The sequence below is a fragment of the Cytobacillus sp. FSL R7-0680 genome (assembly GCF_038009245.1).
Classification (GTDB): domain Bacteria; phylum Bacillota; class Bacilli; order Bacillales; family Cytobacillaceae; genus Cytobacillus; species Cytobacillus kochii.
This window is the reverse complement of the sequence record NZ_JBBPAO010000001.1, coordinates 2750311-2772698: the sequence shown is the minus strand read 5'-3', so window position 1 is coordinate 2772698 and position 22388 is coordinate 2750311. Positions and strand designations below refer to the sequence as shown.

The following is a 22388-nucleotide window of genomic DNA, read 5'->3' as shown; positions in this document are numbered from 1 at the left end:
AAAAGGGGAGTGATTGTAATGCAGACCATAAATGAAATCGAACATTATTTAAATGTAATCAATGGAAAGCAATTGCCAGCTACTCAAGGAAAACAATTAACAAGTATAAACCCTGCAAATGGCAAGGTATGGGCGACAATCCCCTGTAGTACAGAAGAAGATATTGACTTAGCAATCAAGCATGCCAAACAGGCCGTCCCAGCTTGGTCGCAATTATCAGCAATGGAACGTGCAAAATATTTAAGAGAAATTGCGTTACAGGTTGAAAAGTATGGCGAAGAGTTAGCGATGTTAGAAACGAAGGATAATGGGTGGGTTTATCGGGAAACATTGCACGGTCTCATTCCATCATTAGTGAGTATTTGGTTAGACGCAGCAGGAGCGGCGTCACATGTCAATAAAGGTGAAACGGTCCAACTTGATGAGGAAACAATCGGGTACACGCTTAGGGAACCGTTAGGCATTGTTGTTGGTATTCTTCCATGGAATGCCCCCTTATTTACCTTTACGATTAAAGCGGCGTATGCCCTTGCAGCAGGCAATGCCGTGATTATCAAACCTTCCGAGCATGCGAGTGTATCGAGCTTAAAATATACAGAACTGCTTAATCAAATTCTTCCTCCGGGAATATTAAACGTCATCTCAGGAGATGGTTCTACAGGTTCGTACTTGGTCGGTCATAGAGATGTTGATCGGGTGACGTTAACGGGATCAGGTCAAACTGCTCGTGCGATTACAAAGAAGCTGGCACAATCGCCAAAGCCTGTCACTTTTGAACTTGGAGGGAAATCCCCCAATATTGTGTTCGCTGATGCGGATGTAAAGAAAGCGGCAGAAGGCGTCACATTAAATGGTATTTTCACGGGGAATGCTGGACAAATTTGTGTCGGCGGCTCTCGCATTCTTGTACAAAAAGACATCTTACCCGATTTTCTTCCTTTAATGAAAAAGTCCATTGAAGAGTCAATTCATTTTGGTGATCCTATGAATCTAGCGACATCGATGGGACCAATTGCGAACAATGTCCAATATAAAAAGGTTTGCGACTTTATTGAATTAGGAAAGCAGGAGGGGGGAGAAGTCATCTTTGGAGGAAATTACGGTGGGGAGAGCTTCTTTGACGATCAAGCAGATCTTCAAAAAGGATACTGGGTGGAACCAACGCTGCTACTAGTGAAGGATTCTTCTCTACGAATCTGTCAGGAAGAGGTTTTTGGTCCGGTGTCGGTCGTCTTGCCATTCGATAATGAAGAAGATGCCCTGCGTCTTGCCAATGATACAAGCTTTGGCCTCGGAGCGGGCATATGGACAAACAATTTAGGGAGAGCCCATCGTATGATGAAGAAAATTGATAGTGGAAATGTTTGGGTCAACACGTATCGAAGAGTAGGACCAGAATTACCGTTTGGTGGATTTAAGGAGAGTGGATTTGGTAAAGATTCCTTATTAGAGAACACCCGTGAAAAGGCGTGCGTGATCCATATCGGGTAATTAAGGAGGGAATGGAGTGGAGGAAAAGTCTGTTAATCGTTCGTTTCATATTCTTTGCATCGGCATTTTACTTGTCGTGTTTGCAGAGGCAACACACATCCCAGCTTATCCAAAAATGCTCGAACATTTCGATTTAACTGCAGGCTATTCTGTCTATATGCAGCTAGGGTTTGCTTTAGGATTAACAGGCTTTCAACCGATGATGGGTTGGTTGTCTGATTCGTTTGGCCAAAAAATAGTCATATTGATCGGTTCAGGATTACTAACAATCGGTTCGATTATGGTGGCCATTGCTCCATCTTTTTGGTTGTTGGTGTTCGGTTTATTTTTAAAAGGCTTCGCCGGAGCGGCTGTGATTCCTGCCGGAGTGAACTTTGTCGGTACCGTATATACCGATAGTATGCGTGGTAAAATGATGGGTGTGTATGGATTTTATACGGTTGTAGGTGGTCTCATTGGTCCTATATTAAGTGGGGTTCTCGTGGATCGCATCGGTTGGTCGTCTATCTTTTGGCTCTGCTCAGTCTTTGGTATTATTGCTTTCCTGCTGTTTACTTTTGGCGTACCTTCTGTACAAAGAAGCAAGAAGAGCACAATTGATTGGTTAGGCGTAATATTTGTCTTTCTTCTTTTAGCAGGTCTACTTACGATTCCAACATTTATCAATCAGTATGGTGTGACATCATGGATGTGGTCACCAGCATTAGTAGTTGCTGTTGTTTCATTCATCTTTTTAATTATCGTTGAAAAGAGGACTAAGCAACCGTTACTGGATATTGACTATGCAAAGACACGTCATTTTTGGGTGCCATCTATCATTGCTATTATCATGTACATGTCTTTTAGTAGTGTGATGTATTTATTAACGTTCTTCGTGCAAAGTGTTCAAGGCCATTCGTCTACGGTGGTAGGGTTATTGCAATTTCCATTATTCCTAACTATGGCTATATGCAACCTTATTAGTGGGCGTTTAATGAGTAAAATCCAACCAGTGCATTTAATTCTCTGCAGTATTTTCTTGCTGAATGGTGGGGTTAGCATGTTGATCTTTGCTAATGAGGATACCTCTTTTGTCTATTTATTTATCTCTATGAGTCTTATAGGTTCTGCAATTGGGACAGTAGGACCAATCGTAAAAGCACTCGTTGTCTCTCGGGCACCTGTTACAAGGGTTGGCGTGGTCTCCTTTACTTATTTAACGATAGAAAATGTCGCTTCTCGTGTAGGGGCATCGTTTGCTTTAGTTACTTTCGCAATCTTTGCTGCTGGAGGAAATGGCGCGAAAGGATTATCATCAACCGCAGTTTTACTGACAATCTTTACGACTTTGAGTCTTTTTTTCATCTTTCTCATGCCTAAAGGGGAAGAAAAAGAAGCCCCCGCATCTGTTTCTCAAAAACAAACGATAGAAAAATAGATAGATTTAGCATTGTTGCACTTCCTAATGGGAGTGTTTTTTTGTCTAAGATTATGGACGATGTTAAGAAATAGTCATCCTTTAAATAGTAATAAATGAAATTATTAATAAGGTTGGGTTACTACCATGTACAATGCTTAAATTTACTTCTTGTTTATTTTTCTTTTCATGAGGAAAAAAACAACCGGAATACTAAAAGGAATAAGCGAAAGTACCAAAAGTGAGGCAACAAGATGTTGTTCTACAATGGGCATTTGCCCCAATAAAAGCCCTGTTAGTAACCAAAAAAACACCCAGAGGAATCCGCCAAGGGCATTATGTCTAAAGAAAGATCGATAGGAATAATTCATTATCGCACTTGCTACCGGAACGGTTGTACGCATAAGTGGAATAAATCTTGCGGTGATAATGGATATTTTTCCGTAACGGTTCATAAATTGCTCAGCCCGTTGGAGTTGTGTTTCTTTTAATAAAAATGGCTTTAATCTTTTACTATTCCAGCCTTTGATTAATCTTCCAATAGAGAAGTTTTGGTTATCTCCACAGATGGTAGCAAGAAAGAAAACAATGGCTAGTGTTTCGATATTCAAACTACCCACTGCTGCAAGAGCGCCACTAGCAAATACAAGTGAGTCCCCTGGAATAAATGTAAGTACCACGAAGGCAGTCTTTAAATAAACAAGCAAAAATAACAGTGCATATATATATAATCCATAAGAAGTAAGGAACTCCCCCAGTTGTTTATCAAACGTACTCATCGTGTAAAAGAATGTTCCCATTATACCCGCCCCTGATAGTAGACTCATTAGAGGCATCATATTCATCCAAGGTGAAGAAAGAAATAAGGAATTCGCCCTTTTTTGTTATATAGAAAAAAGAGTCATATGTGTTCCTTAACGGTGACACATAATGACTCTTTCAATTATTCTGCCGTGCTTTCAACAAACTCCTTCTCACGCCATATATATGTTATCCCTAAGCCTAGAAGCATGACGACACCTGCAAATAGGTAAGGATAATGGATATTTACATCGAATAGAATGCCTGCAACTGCTGGTCCGGCAATGTTACCGAGACTTGTGTAAGTTGAGTTCATTCCAGCGACAAAGCCTTGTTCTTTCCCAGCTGATCGGGAAAGGAAAGTGGTAAGTGCCGGACGTAGTAAATCAAATGCTAAGAAGATGAAGGCCGTAACTAATAACACCATCCAAAATCCAGATATGACTGTTGAGGCAAATGCTAAGACAACACCCATGATTAAACAGGCCTGGATCACTTTTTTCTCTCCGAGTTTCTCGACCATCTTTCCGAATAAGAAAATTTGGACGATGACGCCGAATATCGAGCTGATGGTTATAATGATCGCAATATCTTGCGGTGTAAAGCCAAATTTATGGTCTGAGAATAAGCTAAATACTGTCTCATAGGCAGATAGACCGAACGCTAGTATAAAGACGATGATAAACGCAATAAAGTATAACGGATTAAACGAGCGTTTAAAATCTGCGATAAAACTGCTTTTCGTTGCATTTTCAGAAAGCTCTTTCATCTGCTCTTTTGTTAGTGGTTCTTTTAATATAAAGATAGATAAAATACAGGCAAAGAAGGCAATACCCGCTGCAAAGAAGAAAGGCAGACGAATACCATACTCGGCGATAAAGCCACCGATTCCTGGGCCTATGATGAATCCAGTGCTAATAGCTGCTGACACGTAACCCATTGCCTTTGGTCTCTCTTTTAATGTAGTGATGTCGGCTACATAGGCTGTTACCCCAGGCATAATGAAAGCTGCACTGATTCCGCCTAAAATTCTTGATAGATATAAAGCAGAAATATGAGTACCTAATCCAAAAACCAATTCACTGATAGCGAATAGAAATAACCCGATGGTAATGATTCTTTTTCGGCCAAATCGGTCAACGAATCTACCTGCAAATGGGGAAGTAATCAATTGAGCGAAAGCGAAGACAGCGACTAAATAGCCCATTGTACTTCCAGATAAATGCATAATATTCATAAATGAAGGCATGACCGGAATAATTAATCCGATGCCTAAAAAGGCAATGAAAATATTACTTAATAAAATGAGTAAGACAGCTTTTTGTTCTTTTAACGGTTTTTGTTCCATTTGAAACACCTCTTTTTTTCTCAACGTATCGAGATGCCTCTCCAGAATACTTTCCATGAGGCTTCTAGTTTTTCTTGTAATCGTTTTGTATCACTCATATAGACAAGCTCAAGCATGATGCTATCGACAACACCAAAGAATGCGAGTGTAGGTATGCGTGGATGTTCTACATGCAATAGCCCTTCATTTATCCACTTCTGAAATTTTTCCTGTAATAAGGCTTGCGTTTTTTCTTCTATATCAATGACTTCAAGGTCAACCTCTTTTTGTAGATGAGCTGGTGGGAAGAATGACATTCTTAGCCAGAACTTCAATTGCTCATTTTGTTGAAAGAGATCTACAATTAGTTGTAAAAATCCATATAAATCTTTTTCTGGTTGCGAGCTTCGTATGTTGTTAAAATATTGTAATTTGCTTAGTAGTTCAGTTTCTTTGGCATCATGTAACACTTGAAGAAATAAATCATCTTTACCGCGAAAATGCGCATATAATGACTGTTTCTTCATGCCCACTTCTTCTGCTATTTGGGAAAGGGAAGCACCTTCATATCCATGAATCGTAAAATATTTCAAAGCTGCTTCCTTTATATCATCACTTTTCATTTCACTCACCCCTGATTAACGAACGTTCGTAAGTTATCTTATCAGAGGGTTTAAGTAAAAGCAATAAAAATTAGTTGGCAAATTTCAGCAATATCAGTAGCTATAATAAGTGAAATTACATTACTTAGAATCTGTAGATGATGTGATAGAAACCATTAGATATACACGGGGTTTGATATGTTAAAATAAACTCTTAAAGGATGGATAGGTGCGAGGGAGGTGGATAAGCATGTGTGAGTCTCTTCGGGAAGATATAAAAGAAAAGCTAGAAAGTGGTTATTACCACTGTGCGAAGGAGTTCACTTTATCAGTGATAAGTGGCAAGTACAAAGTTGTTATCCTTTGGCATTTAGGTATAGAAGGTCCTTACCGTTTTAATGGCCTACAAAAGCTTTTTGATGGTGTATCGCATAAAACGCTATCTAATCAATTAAAAGAGTTAGTAGAAGATGGGATAATCAGTAGAAAAGTGTATCCAGAGATGCCGCCGAAAGTGGAGTATTCTATGACGGAATTAGGTTATTCGCTATTACCTATTATTGAAATGATGTATGAATGGGGTACGAACCGCATCCAACAGCTACAAGAAGAAGGCATATTAAAAACCAGCTTTGAGGAGAAGTAATCCTAAGCTGGTTTTTAATGTTAGTTATGCTTTGGCCTTATTAGTTATTTAATAATTTTAATGCTTCACGATTAAAAGCGGGTAAGTCATCTGGTGTACGACTTGTTACAAGTTGCTGATCAACAACTACTTCTTCATCGACAAATTGAGCCCCAGCATTAATTAAGTCTTTACGTACAGAAATGAAGCTCGTCACCCTTTTTCCTTCTAATAAATCTGTATCAATTAAAAATTGAGGTCCATGGCAAATAGCGAATACCGGTTTGCCTTCTGCGATAAAATGTTTGGCAAAACTGGCGTGGTCAGGATTAATTCTTAATAAATCCGGAGAAAACCCTCCAGGAATAAGCAAAGCGTCAAAGTCTTCTGGACTAACTTCATCAAGCCCTTTATCCACAGTGAAATTTTGACCATTTTTTCCTCTGATTTCTTTTCCTGCTTCAGCATTTACAATGGAAACCGTGTGGCCAGCTTCTCTCATTTTCTCAGCGGGATCAGTGAATTCAATTTCTTCCACCATATCTGTTACAAGTGCGGCAATTTTTTTACCCATTCCATATCACTCCTTCTTTGTCATCTATTCTTATCGTAAATGGTTAAACAACAAATGTGAAGAACGCACTTTCGTTACACATAGTTACATTAAAGTAACTATAAAATATCAGAATATACACTTGATTTGCATATATTAAAATAATGATTGACATAGATTTGACTCATATGATAGATTTATTTTATCACTCTAATATATTAGCATACTAAAGTATTTATTATAAATTGGGGGCTTAATCATGGGAAAAAAATTGACGCTTTTTGTTTTATCACTTTTAGTAGTCGGGTTTTTAGCTGCTTGCGGCTCAACAACATCTAGTGAGGAAAACGGTTCAGAAGAAGGAAAGGAAATCGTTATCGGAATAGATGATAAGTTTGCACCAATGGGGTTCAGAGATGAAAATAATGAGATTGTCGGTTTTGACATTGATTTAGCAAAAGCGGCAGTAGAAAAAATGGGTGCAACCCCTGTCTTTCAACCGATTGATTGGAAAACAAAGGAGTCCGAATTAAGTAGTGGTCGTATCGACCTCATATGGAATGGTTATACGATTACAGATGAAAGAAAAGAGAAGGTCTTATTTACTAAGCCATATTTAAGTAATGCACAAGTGGTTGTGACACAGGCAGATTCTAATATTCAAACGATTAATGATTTAGAAGGAAAAGTAGTAGGTTTACAATCATTATCATCGGCTGCTGATGCCTTAAGTGGAAATGAAATTAGTGAAAAAGTAAAAGAGGTTACAGAGTTCTCTGATAATGTGTTAGCATTAGCGGACTTGAGAAATGGTCGCGTCGAAGCAGTAGTCATTGATGAAATCGTCATTGATTATTATATGACAAAAGAAAATGAAAACTTTAAAGTTCTTGAGGAATCACTGGCGCCAGAAGAGTATGGTATTGGTGTGAAAAAAGGAAACGATGAATTGCTAGCAGATTTACAAACAGCATTAGATGAATTGATTGCTGATGGTACAGCGGCAGATATTTCCGAGAAATGGTTTGGTGAAGATTTATTATTGAAGTAAATGAATAACAGCAGGTTTTCCTAATTGGAGGAAACCCTGTTTTGTTTTTGGAGGATGAACGATGTCACTTGATTATATTATGACGTTACTTAAGCCTATGCTAGAAGGCGCGCAAATTACAGTGTTACTCTTTATCATTGCCATTATTGCCTCAATTCCACTTGGATTTTTATTAACACTAGCAGCTCGTAGTAAGATAAAGCCTTTATCTTGGTTTGCCCATACGTATATTTATGTGATGCGGGGAACACCATTACTACTACAATTATTATTTATTTGTTTCGGGTTACCAATGCTTCCAGTCGTAGGTGAATATTTAGTCCTTGATCGGTTTGTTGCCGCATCTTTAGGGTTCATCTTGAATTATGCCGCTTATTTTGCTGAGATATTTCGCGGGGGCCTAATTTCAGTAGATAAGGGTCAATATGAAGCTGCGCATGTACTAGGGTTAAATCGTTGGCAAACAATGACACGTATCATCATTCCTCAAATGATCCGAGTAGCATTACCAGCGATTGCGAATGAATCAATTACGTTAGTAAAGGATACAGCGTTATTATATGCAGTCGCTGTTCCGGAACTTTTACACTTTGCTCAAACGGCAGTCAATCGTGATTTTACTATCATGCCATTCTTCTTAGCGGGCATCATTTATCTATTGATGACACTTGTACTCTCGTTTATTTTTAAATGGATTGAAAGAAGATTTAGATACGCATAGGAAGGAGCGCTTAGTATGACAGTTATTTCTGTGGTTGATTTAAAAAAGTCATTCGGTAAAACAGAAGTATTAAAAGGAATCAACCTTAATATTAAGAAAAATCAAGTTGTGTCAATTATCGGTCCTTCAGGTTCAGGAAAAAGTACGCTACTTCGCAGTATGATTAAATTAGAAGAAATCAATAGCGGTTCAATCATGATTGATGGGGAGGCATTAGTCGAAAATGGAAAGTATGCTAAACCTCAAAATGTGAAAAATATGATTGCGAAAATGGGGATGGTGTTTCAACATTTTAATTTATTCCCACATTTAACCGTCCGAGAGAACTTAGAAATCGCACCGAAAATGGCTAAAATGGGGACAAAAGCGGAAATCAGACAACGAAGCGAGACTTTATTAGCTAAGGTAGGATTAAGCGAATGGATGGATGCCTTTCCTGGTAATTTATCCGGTGGGCAAAAGCAACGGGTGGCCATTGCAAGAGCTTTAATGATGGAACCAGAAATTCTGTTGTTCGATGAACCAACCTCAGCATTGGACCCTGAGCTAACCGTTGAAGTATTACAAGTAATGAAAGATTTAGCGAAAGAAAAAATGACGATGATCGTCGTTACCCATGAAATGGGCTTCGCCAAAGAAGTCTCAACAAAAACCATATTTATGGATCAAGGTGAAGTCGTTGAAGAAGGTAAGCCAGATCAATTATTTACTTCACCTCAACATGAGAGAACAAAAGCGTTTCTAAAGAGAAATCTGAAATAAAGTGTAACACCCTCTATCTAATAGGTAGAGGGTGTTACTGTGCGGCCTTAAACGATTCAGAAGGGGAGCAAGAATAAAAGAAGTTTCCTTCGAACCAATGTTAAACGAGACAGAATAAGTAAAGAGTTAGCAGGCTGTCCCGATTTGAAACTAATTAGACCAGGTCCACTAAGAAACTAAGGAAATTTCCATTTTTAGGAAACGAATAAAAAAAAGTCAAGTGCTTCGCAAAAAAAGAAACCTGTTTTACCGAAACAAACGGATTATCACCAGCTATAGTCTAAATACAAAAAATGAGAACGGAGTGCCATTGTTTGTACACTCCGTTCTCATTTCATTAAGCATCAAAATAGGCTTTTGCCTTCGCAATAAAAGACTCTTCCTCTTCAGGTACATCTTCTTCATAGAAGATAGCATCTACTGGACAAACAGCTTCACATGCTCCGCAATCAATACAAATTGAAGGATCAATCAAATATTGATCTTCCCCTTTTTCAATGCAATCGACTGGGCATGAGTCAAGGCAATCAGCGGCCTGTTCATCAATACAAGGAGATGTAATTACATAAGCCATTTTTCTCTTCCCTCCCATCGTTTATATCTGAAGTGTTTTCCTCACAAATGTGTGTCTATTGTATAATTAAATATTTTTATCTGTATTCCTCTTTTCTCTAGCGGTTAAACCTATTTTTGGTAATTAGTATGGAGTATTATTTTTCAAATATTCTTCATTTTTCTTTGACAATAACCACTTCCATTACATAGACTGAAGTTATAATCAAATATTCGTTTGAATGAGGTGCTTTTATTTTGGTTTCCAAGATTAAGCTAGATGCTGAGGTTTGTGAAGTTATTTGTAATGATGAAGAGAAGGTTAGTCGAGTCAAACAAGAAATGAGCGATATAACAGGCCTTGAGCTAATCTTTAAAGCTTTATCTGATGCTACACGTATAAAAATTGCTTATGCTCTCACAATAGAAGAAGAACTTTGTGTATGTGATGTTGCAACAATCATTGATTGTTCAATGGCAACAGCCTCCCATCATTTAAGATTATTAAAAAATATTGGGTTAGCGAAATTTCGTAAAGAAGGAAAGCTTGTTTATTATTCTTTAGATGATCACCATGTCAAACAACTAATTCAGATTGCCTATATCCATCATCAAGAAGGGCGGCCAAATCAATGAGTGAAGGTGAAGCTAAACAGAACTATCGGATTGAAGGATTTTCATGCGCTCATTGTGCGGGGAAATTTGAGAAAAACGTACAGAACATACCTGGAGTGAAAGAAGCCCATGTGAATTTTGGTGCTTCTAAACTTTCAATTGTAGGAAATGCCTCTCTTAGCGACATTGAAAAAGCGGGTGCGTTTGAAAAACTTAAAGTCATTCCTGAACAAAAAATAAATGAAAAGACTTATCGTGTGGAAGGGTTTTCCTGTGCGAATTGTGCTGCTAAGTTTGAAAGAAATGTAAAAAATTTGTCTGGTGTACAAGATGCCCATGTGAATTTTGGTGCAAGTAAACTCTCTGTACAGGGAGAGGTATCGATTGCAGAGTTAGAACAAGCAGGCGCTTTTGAAAATTTAAAGGTAGCCGAAGAGAATGCCCATGTCGGATTAAATGAAAAGGAGCCCACCTCTTTTATAAAAAAATACAGTCGTGTGCTTATTGCTAGTTTGTTTGTTCTGTTTGGCTATCTATCTTGGATTGGGTTTGGAGAGAGCCATTATCTTACGGTTTCAATGTTTCTCTTCTCAATAATTATTGGTGGCTTAGATTTATTAAAAATAGGGGTAAAGAATCTAATAAAGCTAGATTTTGATATGAAAACATTAATGACTGTAGCCGTCATTGGCGGGGCGATCATTGGCGAGTGGGGAGAAGTAGCTGTTGTTGTCATTTTGTTTGCTATAAGTGAAGAACTTGAGCGTTATTCGATGGAAAAAGCCAGACAGTCTATTCGCTCACTCATGAGAATTGCTCCGAAGAAGGCAATAATCAGAAGGAGCGGTATAGAGCAGGTTGTGTCTGTTGAAGAAATTCTAGTTGGCGATATTATGTTAGTAAAACCAGGACAAAAAATTGCCATGGATGGCATGATTGTTAAAGGTATATCATCCATCAATCAGGCATCGATTACTGGTGAGTCCATTCCAGTTGAAAAGGGTATAGATGATGAGGTATTTGCAGGTACATTGAATCAAGACGGTTATTTAGAAGTGAAAATTACGAAATTGGTCGGTGATACGACAATTGCCAAAATCATTCATTTAGTAGAGGAAGCACAGGGTGAAAAAGCACCTGCACAAGCTTTCATCGATCGTTTTGCGAGATACTACACACCAGTTATTATGTTAATAGCTGTTCTCATTGCCATTATCCCGCCATTATTTTTAGATGGGAGCTGGGAATCTTGGGTTTACCAAGCATTAGCTGTTTTGGTTGTAGGTTGTCCTTGTGCCCTTGTCATTTCGACACCAATTGCACTCGTTTCAGCAATCGGTAATGCAGCTAGACACGGCGTTCTCATTAAAGGTGGTATCTATTTAGAAGAGTTGTCGCATATACAAACAGTAGCTTTTGATAAAACAGGGACGTTAACAAGAGGAGAACCGGTAGTTACTGATTTTAATGTCCATGATGATGAGAAAGAAAGTGATGAATGGCTACGAATGATTGCTAGTATTGAAAAACTTTCCCAACATCCATTAGCTTCTGCTGTTATTCATTTAGCAGATGAAAAAGGGTTAAAAGATAAAGACATCGAAGTCACAGACTTTGCTTCATTAACAGGTAAAGGGGTCCAGGCAAAGATAAATGGAGAAAAATATTATATTGGAAACCCACAACTTTTTACACAATTACAAGTAATGCCTGATACTATAGGTGAAATGATTGGAAGACAACAAAGCGAAGGAAAAACAGTCATTGTTTTTGGAACAGCAAAAAGGATACTCGTGACAATGGCCATTGCTGATGAAATCCGTCAAATAAGCAAAGCAGTAGTAGAAAAGCTACACCAATTAGGGATGAAACAAACGGTGATGTTAACCGGCGACCATCATAAGGCAGCCAGTAGAATCGGGGAATTAGCTGGGGTATCGAAAGTGTATGCAGAATTATTACCGGAAGAAAAATTGGCACTGGTAAAAAGACTACAAAAAGAGTCAGGACATGTGGCAATGGTCGGTGATGGCGTAAATGATGCCCCTGCTCTTGCTTCTGCACAAGTGGGAATTGCGATGGGAGGAGCAGGTACGGATGCTGCCTTAGAAACGGCGGATATTGCTCTCATGGGTGACGATTTATCAAAGCTCCCATTTGCGATTAAGTTAAGTAGAAAAACCATGAGAATTATAAAAGGAAATATTACCTTCTCACTTACGATTAAACTCATTGCTCTACTACTTGTTGTCCCAAGTTGGTTAACTTTATGGATTGCAATTGTAGCAGATATTGGTGCTACTTTAATTGTAGCCTTAAATAGTATGCGCTTAATGAAAGTGAAAGAGTAGGGGGAGGCGTAAAGCCTCCTTTTTGCTTGAATAGGAGAATATTATTTCAGTTGTTCTATTGTTTTACCGAAAAATTCTGCAAACTTCATTAATGTTTTTTCCTTTGGATTTGCCTGATTCAATTCATACCGTGAAATCGTACGTGCACTAATGCCGATGTGCTCACTTAATTCCTTTTGCGTCATATGCTTCTTTAATCTTTCTACTTTTAAGTTTAATCCTAATTGTTTAGACATAGAGGCTCCTTGTATTTTATAGGTATAATTAACTGGTTATATAGTACCATAAAAAATGAATGTTTTCAGTATTATTGTGCATTTACACTGTGCTAATAGGAAAAAAGGTGGGGAATAGATGGAAATAAGAAATGCGAGTAGAGCGATCACGATAGAAGGTGACCGCTTGTTATTAGTTAAATGTATTGATGAATTAGGCATTTTTTATGTTTTTCCTGGAGGAGGGCAAAATCACGGGGAAACCCTTGAAGAAACAGTGAAAAGAGAGTGTTTAGAAGAAACTGGAGCAATTATAAAAGTAGGAAACCTTCGTTATATTCGTGAATACATAGGAAGAAATCATGAGTTTTCATCGCAACATAAGAATGTACATCAAGTTGAATTCTTCTTCACCTGTCATCTGGTAGATCAGAATGATGCTATTCTGGCAGATGATCACCAAGTGGGGATAGAGTGGATACCAATAAAAAGCCTTGAGACAATTCGGATCTATCCGCAAGAGCTAACAAAATACATACTCGATAATCATTCACCTGTCTATCTTGGGGATGTGAACTAAGATAAAAGAATGTAGTACTTAAATCAATTTGTCTAACTGCCATGCCTATATAGAAAAATGGTCAAAAGTATCCATACTTTTGACCATTACTGCAAGCAAATATTTTACACTTTCTCCATATAGGATCTATTTATAACGTGAAATTATTTATAGATTTTCTTCTTTAATTCTTTATTCCGCTCACTAAACAATTCGTTATGTGAAGAAACCATTCCGAATCCATTGGCTTCTGGATCGATGTATGTCTTCGCATGGTTAACAGCATTGGCAGCGTCTTGGAAGGCGCCGGCAATGAGATGAACTTTACCATCATGCTTCAGAATATCTCCTGCAGCATATAACCCAGGGATAGATGATTCACTTCTGCTACTACCAGCAATATAAAAATCATCAATCATGTCAATTTGCATATCACAATTATTGAGGAGTGCTGAGTCTCTTTCGTATCCATGGTTGATAATTACATCATCTATCGCAAGGGTTGATACCTCATCCGACTCATGATTAGTTAACTCCACATGCTCAATACGATCCTGTCCATCACCAGCAACAAGCTTAGTAATAGAAGAGTGGAAAATGACTTCAGCTGAGCTATTTTTAAGTTGTTCTACTTGTGCCTCATGTCCACTGAGTTCACCTTTACGGTAAGTCAAATAAACTTTTTTTGCATAAGGAACAAGTTCATTTGCCCAATCGACAGCTGAGTTTCCTCCGCCTGATATCACAACCGTTTTATCACGGAAGCTTTGAATGGATTTAACTGTATAGTGAAGATTTGATACCTCATATTTTTCCGCGCCTTCAATTTGAAGCTTCTGTGGTTTTAAAATACCCCCACCTACAGCGACAATGACCGTTTTGGAATAATGTATTTGACCTGATGCGGTATGTAGATGAAAAATACGGTTGTCATCTTGGTCGATTTTTACAATTTTTTCATTTAATACAACAGTGGGATCAAATGTTAAGCCTTGAGTAACGAGTTGTTCGATTAGTTTCTCACCAGGTACAGGAGCTAGGCCACCTACGTCCCAAATCATCTTCTCTGGGTACACATGGATTTTTCCGCCAAGCTGTGGTTGAAATTCAATAATCTTGGTCTTCATGGAACGTAACCCACTATAAAAAGTAGAATACAAGCCTGCTGGACCTCCACCAATAACCGTCACATCAAATAACTCATGCTGTTCCATCTTGATCCCTCCTAAATTCCGCAATTGATTATCATTCTCATTAAAGGATAACGCTTTTTTCCCTTTTCTGCAAGAGAAACTTCCTACTTTTTCATTATAAGATAAATAGGCCAATGGATTTAACAAAAAAAATCGCAGAGTTTGTGGATATCTCTACGATTTTTTATTCCTTTACTCTAATCGTTAAAAGGATGATAAATGAAATAATAATCATAGCCCCTACCCAAAGCCAAGCCATGGTCATTTGTCCGGAATCGATGGCTAGATAGATAGCAATAGGAATCGTTTGTGTTTCACCAGGAATATTACCTGCAAACATCAATGTTGCGCCAAATTCTCCTAGTGCTCTGGCAAAGCTTAAAATAGCCCCAGAAATGAGCGCCTTAGAAGCTAATGGAACAGATATTAGCCAAAATACTTTCCAATCACTTGCACCATCCACACGTGCTGCATCCTCGATATCACGATCAATACTGAGAAAGCCAGATTTAGCTGATTGATACATTAAAGGGAAAGAGACAACGATGGCGGCAAGGACTGCAGCCCACCAAGTGAAAATAATGGGTCTGTCGAATAGCCAAGTTATAGCTTGACCAGCCCAACTATTTTTACCAAAGATGACAATTAATAAGAAGCCAACGACTGTCGGTGGTAGTACCATTGGCAACATTAAAATCGTTTCGACGACTGCTTTGCCTTTAAAAGACCTTCTTGCTAGAAAATAGCCAGCAATTGTTCCAATTATAACGACGATTATTCCAGCGAGAAGGGCAATTTTTAATGAAATCCATATGGGACTTAGAAAGGTTGAACTAGTAATATTATTGAGCAGTGAATCCATATTCCTCAAAGACCTTTAATGCTTCATCAGATTGTAAGAAGGTATAGAATTCTTTCGCTGCATCGTAATTTTTCGTGTCTTTTACTATACCAACAGGGTAAATAATAGGTGTATGTGTATCAGCATCTGCTGTATCAATAATTTCAACTTTATCAGAAACGAGTGCATCTGTTTTATAAACAATGCCTGCATTTACGTTGCCAGTCTCTACATAAGAAAGAACTTGTCTTACATCTTTTGCGTAAACGGTTTTAGCTTCTAGCTCGTTCCATAAGCCCATATTTTTAAGTGATTCGACACCGTAAGCGCCAGCAGGGACAGATTCAGGTGTGCCAAGTGAAATTTGTTCAACTTCCTTTTTTGTTAAATCTGTAAAACCTGTTAGATTTTTTTCATCGGCTGGCGTGATTAACACTAAGCTATTTCCTAATAGGTCAACACCATCTTCTTTTGCAATACTTCCTTCTTCTACTAAAATATCGAATTTATCTTCTGCAGCTGAGAAGAAGAGGTCAACTGGTGCCCCCTGGGATATTTGCTGTTGGAGAGAACCTGATCCACCGAAATTGAATGTGAGTTTTGTCTCAGGGTGTTGTTCTGCATACATTTCATCTATTTCTGACATGGCATCTTGCAAACTAGCAGCAGCAGAAATCGTTAATTCTACGGGTTCTTTTTCTTTATTATTCGTTTCTTTTAGGGCAGTTTCTCCTTCATTTGAAGAACATGCTACGGTAAATAAAGTAACTAAGAGTAATAAACAGATCAGCTTTAAATGTTTTAACAAGTTGAATCATCTCCATCTTTCTTCTAATTAATTATATCTTTTTATATCTTATTATAACTAATTATAAAAGAAAATACTTTTTTATACTAAAGGATTATTTTTTTTGACTCTTTATCAAATAGGAGAAGATGCTTACCAGCGAGTGACAAAGGTAATCGGTCACCTTTAGTGAAGGATAACAATCCAGGTGCTTTTATCGTTAAATGAATGCGGTTGTATTTAGCATAAATAATTGTATCTGCACCAAGAGTTTCTAAGTCTTCAACGGTGGCAATCAAGAGTGGATTATATTTATCAATGATTAAATGCTCCGGACGAATACCGATTAGTGCCTCATTAGTATTTTTTAAATTTTCACGTGAAAAATGAGTCGGAATTCCGTCAATTGTAATGACATTGGATTCGACCTTTCCTTCTAAAACATTGATAGCTGGTGATCCAATAAAGCTGGCGACAAAGAGATTTGCTGGTGTTTCATAAATTTCATGTGGTGTACCCACTTGTTGAATACTTCCATCTTTTAATACGATAATACGATCAGCCATTGTCATTGCCTCTGTTTGATCATGAGTGACATAAATTGTCGTAGTTGCTAGCCTTTTATGCAAAAGGGTAATTTCTCTGCGCATTTGTGTACGCAGCTTGGCATCAAGGTTAGAGAGTGGTTCATCCATTAGAAAAACGGGATTATCGCAAACGATTGCCCTAGCAAGGGCTACACGCTGCCTTTGTCCGCCCGATAGATCTTTCGGTTTTCTTGTTAACAAAGTTGTTAAGCCAGTAATCTCTGCGGTTTTCAACACTTTTTTCTTAATATCAGTTTTCTTTTCTTTCCTCATCTTTAAACCGAAAGCGATATTTTGATATACTGTCATATGAGGATATAACGCATAATTTTGAAAGACCATTGATAGATTACGTTCTCTAGTAGGGACGTTATTCATTTCTCTCCCATCAATTATTAATCTTCCGGAAGTGATGTTTTCTAAGCCGGCTATCATTTTTAGGATCGTTGATTTTCCGCAACCAGATGGTCCAACAAAGACTATAAACTCTTGTTCTTTTGTTTCAAAGTGGAAATCTTTTATGACCGGTTCACCTGAATGATAAGATTTAGAAATATGTTCAAAGATTAATTGTGCCATTTTGCCCACCTTTTGATTAGTTATAATTAGTTAGTATTAATTATAATAAAAACATAAACAAAAAACGAATCCTTTTTGAAATATCCTGGAGGTGATACTTTTGACGAACGATGCATCTTATACAATAGAAGAAGTTTCACAATTATTAAAGGTTTCAAAGTTAACAGTATATGATCTTATTAAAAAGGATCAACTCCCTGCTTATCGTGTAGGGAGGCAAATGAGAATTGATGCCATCGACTTGGAGCGATACAAATCCAAGAGTAAAACAGGTATCACCAAGAATAAAGCTGTGAAAGAAGTAAAAGAGAAAGTTCATTCAGTTGATGATGGTCATGTGATTATAAGTGGACAAGATATTGTTTTAGATATACTAGCTAAACATATAGAAAATGAAAAAGGACAACCGCCATTAAGAATGTATAGTGGTAGCTTGAATAGTTTATTTTCGATGTATCGTGGAGAATGTAATGTCGTTAGTTGTCATTTGTTTGATGGTGATACAGGAGAATATAATACGTCTTATGTGAAGAAAATTCTTGTCAGTCAACCGTTTATCCAACTGAATCTTGTTTACCGTACGGCAGGTATCTACGTACAAAAAGGAAACCCTCTGCATATTCAAGGATGGGCAGATCTTGGGCGTGCGGATGTTACCATCATGAATAGGGAAGTTGGCTCTGGCGCAAGAGTGTTATTGGATGAACAACTTAGAGTTCATGGATTCAATGCGAGCAAGCTTAATGGGTATGACCATGTGTTAACAAGCCATTACTCTGTGGCTTCAGCTGTCGCGAGTGGTCAGGCGGATATTGGTATAGGTATTGAAAATGTAACAAAAATGGTCAATGTTGACTTTATTCCATTAATATCTGAGCAGTATGACCTTATCATTCTTAAAGAAAATGAAGAACTTGTACAATTGTTGAAAGAAACGGTTAATTCCCAAAGTTATAAAAAGGAAATCGAACAGCTATACGGCTATGATTTACGTAAGTGTGGGGAAGTTATTTATGAATCATAAGAGAAGGAAAAACCTATTGTCTGAAAAAGACAGTAGGTTTTTTGTTGAGGATAACAAGTCTTGCCATCCATCACTTCTTTCTATGGTAAAATTAGAGTAATAAAATTCTGATTTTTCCATGAATAGGGGATAAATATGATACAAATCATTCAAGCTAATTCAACCCATATTAATGGGATTATTAAGGTGTGTTCAAATGGATATCGGGCGACCTATAAGGATTTATATACGAAGGAATATATTGAGAGTGTGATCAGTGATTTTTACAATGTTGCTAGAGTTTCAGCAGAAGTTGAAACGAGAATCGACAATGGGGAGGTTACTTTGTAGCAGTAGATAATGAGCGTGTTATTGGTGCAGGTGGCGGTGGATTGACTGGTGAAGGAATCGGGGAAATATTTGTTTTATACCTTGATCCAGCTAGGAAAAACGAAGGTATCGGCACAAAACTATTACATGCTATTACGAAACAACAAAAAGAAATCTACGGTGTAAAAGAACAATGGGTATCTGTTCAAAAGGGAAATGGAATGGGCATTCCCTTTTATGAGGCAAAAGGTTTCGTTTTGCAACATGAACAGAAAGGTTGGTATAACAAGGGGCAAGATGAATATAAAACTTTGCGATATGCGCGGGATATTTAGTAGGAAAAAGAGTTGGTGAAATTTAGCTCGTTGTATTCACTAAACAAAGTAACTAAGCTACAGGGCACAATTAAATATCGGTGGTGAGAAACGGATGAAACTAGTTTTTTTGCATGGATTAGGCCAGACCAATGATAGTTGGATAAAGGTTAAGAAGTTTATGGGGGACGGATACGATGCTAGGTTCATCTCTATAGATGAATTAGTGAAAACATCTGAATCTATTACTTTCAATCAGTTATCTAAATCTTTAACTAATGTGCTTCATACAATAGATGGTCCGTTTATCATCATTGGACTATCATTAGGAGGATGCTTTGCATTACATCAATCCCTTATCACGAACCCTCATTTAAAAGGGATGGTATTATCGGGAACGCCATACTCATTAGTAAATGGATGGAAGATTAAAAGCATATTTCAGCTGCAAAAATATATATTTAAGCTCATACCAACAAAAGTGTGGAGGAAGCAAGGGATAGAAAAGTCAACAATTATTCCCCTTTATCAATCTATGGAAAGTTATGATTTATCTCATTCATTGCATCAAATAAATATTCCGACCTTAGTATTGGTTGGTTCTAAAGACCGTATAAATATGCCTACTGCAAAAGAATTGGCAAATTTGATCCCACATGCGCAATTACAAATCATAAATAATGGTAGCCATGAACTGAATACACAAATGCCGCAACAGTTTGCAGAGGAAGTGGAAACTTTCTTAGTGAATACGAATTTAAAATAAGCGATTTTACTAAGGAGGATAAATGGTGATTCTTTCAATTTTGATGATTGTTTTTATTGCCATTGCCAATATAGCAGGGGCATTTGTAGTTTTTAAAAAAAGAAGTGTATACAAGGGAGCACTCATTATTCTAGCATTTGCCCCTGTATTTGGTGGTATGGGGAGTTTAATAGCTATCTCTATAATCCGCGATCCGTTTACCGTTTTTTATGGTCTGCAAATAGGCTATATGTTGCTTGTTAATAGTGGGATAGTATTATTTATCGCCGTGATAGTAAGTTGCTTACAAAAAGTACTCAAAATGATGTAAATATAATCAAAAGAAGTACTGTTAAGGAACAGCACTTCTTTTAGTTTGATTCTAGTTTTCTCTTTTTGTCACTTATTGCGCCGTATACCCACCATCCATCACAATCGCCTGGCCTGTTACGCCTCCAGCTAAATCACTGGCTAGGAACATGGCATAGTCAGCAATTTCTTTTACTTGTAGTAAGCGTTTTTGTGGAACGAGTGGATAGATGACTTCTTCAAGGACATTTTCTAATGGCACATTTCTTGTTGTTGCTAAGTCTTGTAATTGGTTTTGCACAAGTGGTGTGTCAACATAACCAGGGCAAAGGGCATTGACTGTAATGCCATCTGCTGCGGACTCTAGTGCGGCCACTTTTGTTAAGCCGATTACACCATGTTTCGCACTATTGTAGGCTGCTTTGTTGGCAAATCCAATTAATCCGTTAATGGATGCAATATTTAAGATACGACCAAATTGTTGTTCTTTCATAATTGGTAATACGTGTTTGAGTGAAATAAATGGTGCTGTAAGCATGATTTTAATCATCAGCTCAAATTTCTCAGTAGGGAAATCTTCAATGGGTGCCACATGTTGCAAACCGGCATTATTAATAAAGATATCGATTCTTCCATGTGTTTTCTTTGTTTCTTCAATCAAGCTGATAATGTCTTCTTCTTTTGTTACATCAGCTTTCAGGCCAGACACTTCTAGCCCTTTTTCTTGAAGAGATTGCGCAGAATTTTTGACTTCCTCTTCATTAATATCGGAAAGAACGACCTTGGCTCCGTTTTCGGCAAAAATTTTGCCAATCTCATAACCAATGCCTCGTGCTGAACCTGTTATAATTGCCACTTTATTAGATACCATTTTGACATTCCTCCATATCAATCTAGTGGCTTATTCCAGTATGAAGATGTGTAAAGTCAGTAATAGGGAGTTGGGGAGTTAAAACTGGAAAAATCGTAACATAGATTCACGGTTTTCGCAATTATTTTATTTTTGGCACAGTAATTGCATTTTTAATTTTTGAAAAGTTAAAGGAGGTTACAACGATGATAAGAAATATTACTGTGATTGGTTCAGGTGTAATGGGGACTGGTATTGCGATATCGTTTGCAACTAAAGGATACGACGTAATACTGAATGATTTAAACGATGAATTATTACATAAAGCAGAAAAAAGAGTAGCTGCAGATGTAGCATTACTTGTTGAAGAGGAAGTGTTATTAGAAAAGGAAGCGGATACAAGCTTGAATGCTATTAGATATGTTGCTAACTTATCTCAAGCAGTTCAAGAAGCAGATTTAATTATTGAAGCAATACCAGAAGTGATTGAATGGAAGTGGGATTTATATAAACAGTTGGAAGAAATGAAGCAACCAACAGCGATCGTTGCCTCAAATACATCAACTTTTCCTATTACGAGATTAATGGAGAAGTGCACGTTTGCTGATCAAATGGTGATCATGCATTTCTTTAACCCAGCACATCTAGTTCCCTTAGTAGAAATTATTAAACATGAACAGACTTCGGATGCAATTGTTGAAGAAGTGAGAAACATTATGAAAGAAATCGGCAAAGCACCTGTTATTTTACAAAAAGAAAAGTCTGGCTTTATTGCTAATCGATTACAAACAGCCTTAATGAGAGAAGCTTTTTCATTATTGGCTGAAGGCGTGGCAACAGCTGAAGATATAGATACGGCTATTACCGCAGGGCCAGGTTTCCGCTGGGCATTTACAGGGCCGATTGAGATTGCTGACTTCGGGGGATTAGATACTTGGGAAAGAGTATTTAATAACGTTGCTTCAGAATTAAATGACACAAAGGAAGCGCCAGCCATTATCTCTGACTTAGTAGCCGAGAAGAAGCTTGGTGTAAAGACAGGTGAAGGGATTTTCCAATATGAAGGTGAGATGGTCTCTAATAAACTATTAGAAAGAGACCGTTCCTTTATTCGCTTAGCAAAAATGAAAAAATAATGCGTAGGTGTAGAACGACAAAAAGTTCTACACCTTTTATGTGATTAAAAAATTTCTTTTGCCTGGCTATGATATAATAATGAAAATTATCAG

26 protein-coding genes are annotated in these 22388 nt (G+C 37.6%); 15 read left to right on the top strand and 11 right to left on the bottom strand.

Features of this window, described 5'->3' with window-relative positions:
• Positions 1–18: 18 nt before the first annotated feature.
• Together MKY26_RS13900 and MKY26_RS13895 are read left to right on the top strand one after the other, a co-directional pair.
• Complete coding sequence (locus MKY26_RS13900) at positions 19–1491, top strand: aldehyde dehydrogenase family protein (RefSeq protein WP_095371930.1); 1473 nt, start codon at positions 19–21, stop codon at positions 1489–1491.
• A 16-nt stretch (positions 1492–1507) separates the two neighbouring features.
• Positions 1508–2908 (top strand): MFS transporter, encoded by a 1401-nt coding sequence (locus MKY26_RS13895; RefSeq protein WP_095371931.1) that lies wholly within the window; start codon positions 1508–1510, stop codon positions 2906–2908.
• A gap of 143 nt (positions 2909–3051) precedes the next feature.
• Here the strand turns inward: MKY26_RS13895 and MKY26_RS13890 are convergent, their stop codons facing one another.
• The 3 genes from MKY26_RS13890 to MKY26_RS13880 form a co-directional block, all read right to left on the bottom strand.
• Positions 3052–3687: a DedA family protein gene (locus MKY26_RS13890; RefSeq protein ID WP_157733896.1), complete on the bottom strand. Its 636-nt coding sequence runs from the start codon at positions 3685–3687 to the stop codon at positions 3052–3054.
• Between the two features lie 143 nt (positions 3688–3830).
• Entirely contained in the window at positions 3831–5036 is a 1206-nt protein-coding gene (locus tag MKY26_RS13885; RefSeq protein WP_095371933.1) for an MFS transporter, read from the bottom strand.
• Between the two features lie 20 nt (positions 5037–5056).
• The gene (locus tag MKY26_RS13880) at positions 5057–5638 is read right to left on the bottom strand and encodes a TetR/AcrR family transcriptional regulator (RefSeq protein ID WP_095371934.1); all 582 of its coding nucleotides are present in this window, start codon (positions 5636–5638) and stop codon (positions 5057–5059) included.
• A 229-nt stretch (positions 5639–5867) separates the two neighbouring features.
• On the opposite strand from MKY26_RS13880, the gene MKY26_RS13875 reads away from it, so the two are divergent.
• On the top strand, positions 5868–6263 hold the full coding sequence (locus MKY26_RS13875; RefSeq protein ID WP_095371935.1) for a winged helix-turn-helix transcriptional regulator: 396 nt from the start codon (positions 5868–5870) through the stop codon (positions 6261–6263).
• A 40-nt stretch (positions 6264–6303) separates the two neighbouring features.
• Here MKY26_RS13875 and MKY26_RS13870 read toward each other — a convergent pair whose 3' ends face one another.
• Entirely contained in the window at positions 6304–6816 is a 513-nt protein-coding gene (locus MKY26_RS13870; RefSeq protein ID WP_095371936.1) for a type 1 glutamine amidotransferase domain-containing protein, read from the bottom strand.
• 238 nt (positions 6817–7054) lie between these two features.
• Between MKY26_RS13870 and MKY26_RS13865 the strand changes: the two genes are divergently transcribed.
• The 3 genes from MKY26_RS13865 to MKY26_RS13855 all read left to right on the top strand — a co-directional run bounded on the left by MKY26_RS13865 (position 7055) and on the right by MKY26_RS13855 (position 9329).
• Positions 7055–7846 (top strand): amino acid ABC transporter substrate-binding protein, encoded by a 792-nt coding sequence (locus MKY26_RS13865; protein ID WP_095371937.1) that lies wholly within the window; start codon positions 7055–7057, stop codon positions 7844–7846.
• A 61-nt stretch (positions 7847–7907) separates the two neighbouring features.
• On the top strand, positions 7908–8567 hold the full coding sequence (locus MKY26_RS13860; RefSeq protein ID WP_095371938.1) for an amino acid ABC transporter permease: 660 nt from the start codon (positions 7908–7910) through the stop codon (positions 8565–8567).
• Between the two features lie 15 nt (positions 8568–8582).
• Positions 8583–9329, top strand: a complete 747-nt coding sequence (locus MKY26_RS13855) for an amino acid ABC transporter ATP-binding protein (protein ID WP_095371939.1) — start codon at positions 8583–8585, stop codon at positions 9327–9329.
• A gap of 337 nt (positions 9330–9666) precedes the next feature.
• Here the strand turns inward: MKY26_RS13855 and MKY26_RS13850 are convergent, their stop codons facing one another.
• On the bottom strand, positions 9667–9903 hold the full coding sequence (locus MKY26_RS13850) for an indolepyruvate ferredoxin oxidoreductase subunit alpha (protein ID WP_095371940.1): 237 nt from the start codon (positions 9901–9903) through the stop codon (positions 9667–9669).
• A 236-nt stretch (positions 9904–10139) separates the two neighbouring features.
• On the opposite strand from MKY26_RS13850, the gene MKY26_RS13845 reads away from it, so the two are divergent.
• Together MKY26_RS13845 and MKY26_RS13840 are read left to right on the top strand one after the other, a co-directional pair.
• Positions 10140–10517: an ArsR/SmtB family transcription factor gene (locus tag MKY26_RS13845; RefSeq protein ID WP_370873380.1), complete on the top strand. Its 378-nt coding sequence runs from the start codon at positions 10140–10142 to the stop codon at positions 10515–10517.
• Positions 10514–12847, top strand: a complete 2334-nt coding sequence (locus tag MKY26_RS13840) for a heavy metal translocating P-type ATPase (RefSeq protein WP_095371941.1) — start codon at positions 10514–10516, stop codon at positions 12845–12847. The genes MKY26_RS13845 and MKY26_RS13840 overlap by 4 nt, the downstream gene beginning before the upstream one ends.
• Positions 12848–12888: 41 nt before the next feature.
• Here MKY26_RS13840 and MKY26_RS13835 read toward each other — a convergent pair whose 3' ends face one another.
• The gene (locus MKY26_RS13835; protein WP_095371942.1) at positions 12889–13083 is read right to left on the bottom strand and encodes a helix-turn-helix transcriptional regulator; all 195 of its coding nucleotides are present in this window, start codon (positions 13081–13083) and stop codon (positions 12889–12891) included.
• Positions 13084–13201: 118 nt separating this feature from the next.
• Here MKY26_RS13835 and MKY26_RS13830 point away from each other — a divergent pair, with 118 nt between their 5' ends.
• The gene (locus tag MKY26_RS13830; RefSeq protein WP_095371943.1) at positions 13202–13642 is read left to right on the top strand and encodes an NUDIX domain-containing protein; all 441 of its coding nucleotides are present in this window, start codon (positions 13202–13204) and stop codon (positions 13640–13642) included.
• A 143-nt stretch (positions 13643–13785) separates the two neighbouring features.
• On the opposite strand, the gene MKY26_RS13825 is transcribed toward MKY26_RS13830, so the two are convergent.
• The 4 genes from MKY26_RS13825 to MKY26_RS13810 all read right to left on the bottom strand — a co-directional run bounded on the left by MKY26_RS13825 (position 13786) and on the right by MKY26_RS13810 (position 17608).
• Complete coding sequence (locus MKY26_RS13825) at positions 13786–14835, bottom strand: NAD(P)/FAD-dependent oxidoreductase (protein WP_095371944.1); 1050 nt, start codon at positions 14833–14835, stop codon at positions 13786–13788.
• A 163-nt stretch (positions 14836–14998) separates the two neighbouring features.
• Entirely contained in the window at positions 14999–15676 is a 678-nt protein-coding gene (gene modB, locus MKY26_RS13820) for a molybdate ABC transporter permease subunit (RefSeq protein WP_095371945.1), read from the bottom strand.
• Complete coding sequence (gene modA, locus MKY26_RS13815) at positions 15657–16463, bottom strand: molybdate ABC transporter substrate-binding protein (protein WP_095371946.1); 807 nt, start codon at positions 16461–16463, stop codon at positions 15657–15659. The genes modB and modA overlap by 20 nt, the downstream gene beginning before the upstream one ends.
• Positions 16464–16549: 86 nt before the next feature.
• Entirely contained in the window at positions 16550–17608 is a 1059-nt protein-coding gene (locus MKY26_RS13810; RefSeq protein ID WP_095371947.1) for an ABC transporter ATP-binding protein, read from the bottom strand.
• Between the two features lie 100 nt (positions 17609–17708).
• Between MKY26_RS13810 and MKY26_RS13805 the strand changes: the two genes are divergently transcribed.
• The 5 genes from MKY26_RS13805 to MKY26_RS13785 all read left to right on the top strand — a co-directional run bounded on the left by MKY26_RS13805 (position 17709) and on the right by MKY26_RS13785 (position 20331).
• Complete coding sequence (locus tag MKY26_RS13805) at positions 17709–18632, top strand: helix-turn-helix transcriptional regulator (protein ID WP_095371948.1); 924 nt, start codon at positions 17709–17711, stop codon at positions 18630–18632.
• Positions 18633–18767: 135 nt separating this feature from the next.
• Positions 18768–18962, top strand: a complete 195-nt coding sequence (locus MKY26_RS13800; RefSeq protein WP_322910471.1) for a hypothetical protein — start codon at positions 18768–18770, stop codon at positions 18960–18962.
• A gap of 20 nt (positions 18963–18982) precedes the next feature.
• Positions 18983–19276, top strand: coding sequence for a GNAT family N-acetyltransferase (locus MKY26_RS13795; RefSeq protein ID WP_341098693.1), 294 nt, complete (start codon positions 18983–18985; stop codon positions 19274–19276).
• Positions 19277–19370: 94 nt separating this feature from the next.
• Positions 19371–20021, top strand: coding sequence for an alpha/beta fold hydrolase (locus tag MKY26_RS13790; RefSeq protein WP_307317734.1), 651 nt, complete (start codon positions 19371–19373; stop codon positions 20019–20021).
• A gap of 25 nt (positions 20022–20046) precedes the next feature.
• Positions 20047–20331: a 3-isopropylmalate dehydrogenase gene (locus MKY26_RS13785; protein ID WP_224937044.1), complete on the top strand. Its 285-nt coding sequence runs from the start codon at positions 20047–20049 to the stop codon at positions 20329–20331.
• Positions 20332–20403: 72 nt separating this feature from the next.
• Here the strand turns inward: MKY26_RS13785 and MKY26_RS13780 are convergent, their stop codons facing one another.
• On the bottom strand, positions 20404–21180 hold the full coding sequence (locus MKY26_RS13780) for a 3-hydroxybutyrate dehydrogenase (protein ID WP_095371951.1): 777 nt from the start codon (positions 21178–21180) through the stop codon (positions 20404–20406).
• 185 nt (positions 21181–21365) lie between these two features.
• Here MKY26_RS13780 and MKY26_RS13775 point away from each other — a divergent pair, with 185 nt between their 5' ends.
• Complete coding sequence (locus MKY26_RS13775; protein ID WP_322910472.1) at positions 21366–22295, top strand: 3-hydroxyacyl-CoA dehydrogenase family protein; 930 nt, start codon at positions 21366–21368, stop codon at positions 22293–22295.
• The last annotated feature ends 93 nt before the right edge of the window (positions 22296–22388 follow it).